This is a genomic window from Streptomyces durbertensis (assembly GCF_014156695.1).
Lineage (GTDB): Bacteria > Actinomycetota > Actinomycetes > Streptomycetales > Streptomycetaceae > Streptomyces > Streptomyces durbertensis.
This window is the reverse complement of record NZ_WMLF01000411.1, coordinates 1-4,934: the sequence shown is the minus strand read 5'-3', so window position 1 is coordinate 4,934 and position 4,934 is coordinate 1. Positions and strand designations below refer to the sequence as shown.

The following is a 4,934-nucleotide window of genomic DNA, read 5'->3' as shown; positions in this document are numbered from 1 at the left end:
GTGCGGGGTGGCGGCGCCCGGTGAGGCGGGGAGGCCGGTCGGGGCCGCCACCCCGGGGCTCAGCGGTCGCCGAGCCGGTCCAGTGCCAGGTTGAGTCGCAGGACGTTCACCGTCGGCTCGCCGAGGAAGCCGCCGGGGCGGCCCGCGGTGTGCTCGCCGACCAGGCGGCGCACGGCCGCCTGGGGCAGGCCACGTTCCCGCGCCACCCGCGCCACCTGGAGACGCGCGTACTCGGGAGAGACGTGCGGGTCGAGCCCGGAGGCGCTGGCGGTCACCGCGTCGGCCGGCACCTCGCTCTCCGGTACGCCGTTGAACCCGGCGACGGCGGCGCGCCGTTCGCCGACCTCCCTGACCAACTCCCGGTTGTCGGCAGCGAGGTTGCTCGCGCCGCTGTCCATGCCGTCGTAGTCCGAGGCCGACGGACGGCCCTGGAACCAGCGGGGGTCGGGCGAGCCGTTCGGCAGGTTCCAGGTCTGGCCGATCAGCGTCGAGCCGACCACCTTCCCGTCGCGTTCGACGAGTTGGCCGTTCGCGCGGTCCCGGAACACGGTCTGGGCGACGGCGGTGACCGCCAGCGGGTACAGCACGCCGGTCACCACGGTGAGGACGAGCAGCGCGCGCAGCGCCGCCCCGAGGACGCGCAGCGGGGCGCGGAGTGAAGCGTTCACGAGGTGATTCCTGGGATGAGGGAGAGGAGCAGGTCGATCGCCTTGATGCCGACGAACGGGGCGACGAGGCCGCCGAGGCCGTACACGGCGAGGTTGCGGCGCAGCAGCCGGTCGGCGCTCAGCGCCCGGTGCCGCACGCCGCGCAGCGCCAGCGGCACCAGGGCGACGATGATCAGCGCGTTGAAGATCACCGCTGCCAGGATGGCGGTCTGCGGGCTGTGCAGGCCCATGATGTTCAGCCTGTCCAGGCCCGGGTAGGCCACGGTGAACATCGCCGGGATGATCGCGAAGTACTTGGCGACATCGTTGGCGATCGAGAACGTCGTCAACGCGCCCCGGGTGATCAGCAGTTGCTTGCCGATCTCGACGATCTCGATGAGCTTGGTCGGATTGGAGTCCAGGTCGACCATGTTCCCGGCCTCCTTGGCGGCCGAGGTGCCGGTGTTCATCGCCACCCCGACGTCCGCCTGCGCGAGCGCGGGAGCGTCGTTGGTGCCGTCGCCGGTCATCGCGACCAGCTTGCCTCCGGCCTGCTCCCGCTTGATGAGCGCCATCTTGTCCTCGGGGGTGGCTTCGGCGAGGTAGTCGTCGACACCGGCCTCCTCGGCGATGGCCCGCGCGGTCAGCGGGTTGTCGCCGGTGATCATCACCGTGCGGATGCCCATCCTGCGCAACTCGGCGAAGCGCTCACGGATGCCCGGCTTCACCACGTCCTTGAGGTGGACGACGCCCAACACCCGAGCGCCGCGCCGGTCCTCCACCGCCACCAGCAGCGGGGTGCCGCCTGCCGCCGAGATGACGTCGGCCGCCTGCGTCGCGGCCTCGGGCACCTCGCCGCCGCACTCCCGCACCCAGTCGACGACGGCCGCGGCGGCGCCCTTGCGCACGCGCCGGGTCGTGTCGTCCTCCCGGACGTCGACGCCGCTCATCCGGGTCTGGGCCGTGAAGGGCACGAACTCCGCGTGTTCCAGCTCGCCTTGGTGCCGCTCGCGCAGCCCGTGCCGTTCCTTGGCGAGCACCACGATGGAGCGGCCCTCGGGGGTCTCGTCGGCGAGTGAGGCGAGCTGGGCCGCGTCGGCCAACTCGACCGCCGTGACCCCGCGCACGGGCAGGAACTCCGCGGCCTGCCGGTCGCCGAGGGTGATCGTGCCGGTCTTGTCCAGCAGCAGCGTGGAGACGTCGCCGGCGGCTTCCACAGCCCGTCCGGACATCGCCAGCACGTTCCGCTGGACCAGCCGGTCCATGCCGGCGATGCCGATCGCGGAGAGCAGCGCGCCGATGGTGGTCGGGATGAGGCAGACCAGCAGTGCGGCCAGCACGATCGTGGACTGCTCGGCGCCTGCGTGGATCGCGAACGGCTGCACGCTGACCACGGCGAGCAGGAAGACGATGGTGAGCGCGCCGAGCAGGATGTTCAGCGCGATCTCGTTCGGGGTGCGCTGCCGGTCGGCCCCTTCCACCAGGGAGATCATGCGGTCGATGAACGTCTCGCCCGGCTTGGCGGTGATCCGCACGGTGACGCGGTCGGACAGCACCCTGGTGCCGCCGGTGACCGCGCTGCGGTCGCCGCCGGACTCCCGGATCACCGGCGCCGACTCGCCGGTGATCGCCGACTCGTCGACGCTGGCGACGCCCTCGACGACGTCGCCGTCCCCGGGAATCACGTCCCCGGCCTCGCAGACCACGAGGTCCCCGACGGTCAACTCGGTCGCGACGACGCGGCGTTCGGTGCCGCCGTCGAGCAGCCTGGCGACCGTGTCGGTCCGGGTCCTGCGCAGCGACTCGGCCTGCGCACGGCCCCGGCCCTCGGCGACCGCCTCCGCCAGGTTGGCGAACACCACGGTCAGCCACAGCCAGCCGGCGATGGCCCAGGCGAACCAGCTCGGGTCGGCGACCGCGAGCACCGTCGTCAGCACGGAGCCGACCTGCACCACGAACATCACGGGAGACCTGACCATGAGGCGCGGGTCCAGCTTGCGCAGCGCCGTGGGCAGGGAGGCGAGCATGACCCTGGCGTCGAGGCGGCCGCTCCCGGCGGCGCCGGGGCCGCCCGGGGTGGACGGCGGTGTCGGAGGGGAGTCCTCCCGGTCCGCCCGGGAGGTGAGGACGGTGCTCATGTGACGGGTGCTTTCGTGATCGAAGGGCTCGAAGGTGCTGGCTGGGCAGGGGCTGGACGGCGTCTCATCCGGAGAGTCCTTCCGCGAGCGGGCCGAGGGCCAGTGCCGGGAAGAAGGTGAGACCGGCGACGACCGTCACCACGCCGACCAGCAGCCCGGTGAAGAGCGGGCGGTGGGTGCGCAGGGTGCCCGCCGTCTCCGGTACGGGTGCCTGCCGGGCCAGCGAACCGGCGAGCGCGAGGACAAAGACCATCGGCAGGAACCGGCCGAACAGCATGGCCAGCCCGATCGTGGTGTTGAACCACGTTGTGTCGGCGTCGAGTCCGGCGAAGGCGCTGCCGTTGTTGTTCGCTCCCGAGGTGTAGGCGTACAGCACCTCGGAGAATCCGTGCGGGCCGGGGTTGGCGGCCGAGGCGATCGGGCCCGGCAGGGCCATCGCGGTCGCGGTGAGTCCGAGCACCAGCAGCGGCGTCACCAGGATCGCGCAGGCGGCGAGCTTGATCTCGCGGGCACCGATCTTCTTGCCCAGGTACTCGGGGGTGCGGCCGACCATGAGTCCGGCGACGAACACCGCCACCACCGCCATGAGCAGCATCCCGTACAGCCCGGAGCCGACGCCGCCGGGCGCGATCTCGCCGAGCATCATGCCGAGCAGCAGCACGCCGCCGCTCAGCCCCTGGTAGGAGGAGTGGAAGGAGTTGACGGAACCGGTGGAGGTCATGGTCGTGGAGACCGCGAAGAGCGAGGAGGCGCCTTCCCCGAAGCGGGTCTCCTTGCCCTCCATCGCACCTCCGGCGGCCTGCGAGGCGGCGCCGGGGTGGGTGAACTCGAGGGTGGTGACGGCGATGACGCCGGCGATCCAGATGACCGCCATCGCGGCGACGATCGCGTAGCCCTGCCGCACGTTGCCCACCATGCGGCCGAAGGTGCGCGGCAGCGAGAAGGGGATGAGCAGCAGCAGGAAGATCTCGAGCAGGTTGCTGAGCGCGTTCGGGTTCTCGAAAGGGTGCGCGGAGTTGGCGTTGTAGACGCCGCCGCCGTTGGTGCCGAGGTCCTTGATGGCCTCCTGGGACGCCACGGCTCCGCCCGGGAGTTGCTGAACGGCTCCGCTGATCGTGTGGACGTCCTGCGGGCCGGAGAAGTTCTGCACCGCGCCGGCCGCCACCAGCAGCACGGCCGCGGCGAACGACACCGGCAGCAGGATGCGGACCACACCCCGGACCAGGTCGGTCCAGAAGTTGCCCAGCTCACCGGTGCGCGAGCGGGCGAAGCCGCGCACCAGGGCGACGGCGACGGCGATGCCGACGGCCGCCGACACGAAGTTCTGCACGGCGAGCCCGGCCGTCTGGGTCAGCAGGCTCATCGCCGACTCGCCGGAGTAGGACTGCCAGTTGGTGTTGGAGGTGAAGGAGGCGGCGGTGTTGAACGCCTGGTCCGGACTGATCGGCGCGAAGCCGAGCGACAGCGGCAGCTTGTCCTGCGTGCGCATCAGTACGTAGAGCAGGAGCACGCTGACGGCGGAGAAGGCGAGCACCGACCGCAGGTAGGCGGTCCAGCGCTGTTCCGCGTCCGGATCGGCGCCGATCGCCCGGTAGAGCCAGCGTTCGGCCCGCAGGTGCCGCTCGGAGGTGTAGACGCGGGCCATGTAGTCGCCGAAGGGACGGTGTACCAGGGCAAGCGCCACGACAAGCGCGGAGACCTGGACGACGTCCGCGAGTACGGGATTCATCTGCGGTGCCTAGAACCTCTCCGGGAAGAGCACGGCGAGGATCAGGTATCCCACCAGCAGCACGGCCACGATCAGGCCGACGACGTTTTCGAGCGTCACAGCTTCGCCACCCCCCGGGCGACGAGCGCCAACAGTGCGAACACCACAGCGGTGGTGGCGACGAAGGCCAGGTCGGCCATCGCGACTCCTTGGGACGTACCTGTCTACGAGCAGGTCTTGTTGACTTCCGACGGACTTCGGAAGGGACGGCCCGCGAAGGGCGGGCACGGAGACAGGAGACACCCTCGGAATCACCCGATCGCGTGTCTTGACACCTCTCTGATGCCTGTGCTGTCGGCTTTGACGCGGTCCTAGCGGCTCCTTGACGCCGCCCTAGCGCGGGCTCCGGCGGGGCGGAAAGCGCGAGCGCCCCCGCCAGGT

4 protein-coding genes are annotated in these 4,934 nt (G+C 71.1%); all 4 read right to left on the bottom strand.

Annotated elements, in window-relative coordinates; genetic code table 11:
- Nucleotides 1-59: 59 nt before the first annotated feature.
- Nucleotides 60-668 carry a potassium-transporting ATPase subunit KdpC gene (gene kdpC, locus GL263_RS21555; protein WP_182857397.1) on the bottom strand — a complete coding sequence of 203 codons (609 nt, stop codon included), beginning with the start codon at nt 666-668 and terminating at the stop codon, nt 60-62.
- Nucleotides 665-2,785 (bottom strand): potassium-transporting ATPase subunit KdpB, encoded by a 2,121-nt coding sequence (gene kdpB, locus GL263_RS21550; RefSeq protein ID WP_182857396.1) that lies wholly within the window; start codon nt 2,783-2,785, stop codon nt 665-667. Before kdpB ends, kdpC begins: the two co-directional genes overlap by 4 nt.
- A gap of 64 nt (nt 2,786-2,849) precedes the next feature.
- On the bottom strand, nt 2,850-4,514 hold the full coding sequence (gene kdpA / locus GL263_RS21545; protein WP_182857395.1) for a potassium-transporting ATPase subunit KdpA: 1,665 nt from the start codon (nt 4,512-4,514) through the stop codon (nt 2,850-2,852).
- A 9-nt stretch (nt 4,515-4,523) separates the two neighbouring features.
- Nucleotides 4,524-4,613 carry a K(+)-transporting ATPase subunit F gene (gene kdpF, locus GL263_RS21540; protein ID WP_182857394.1) on the bottom strand — a complete coding sequence of 30 codons (90 nt, stop codon included), beginning with the start codon at nt 4,611-4,613 and terminating at the stop codon, nt 4,524-4,526.
- Nucleotides 4,614-4,934 lie beyond the last annotated feature (321 nt).

What these genes read in the sequence shown, in the direction of transcription:
- kdpB (WP_182857396.1), bottom strand. Translation starts at nt 2,785, where the DNA reads ATGAGCACCGTCCTCACCTCCCGGGCGGACCGGGAGGACTCCCCTCCG.
- kdpA (WP_182857395.1), bottom strand. Translation starts at nt 4,514, where the DNA reads ATGAATCCCGTACTCGCGGACGTCGTCCAGGTCTCCGCGCTTGTCGTG.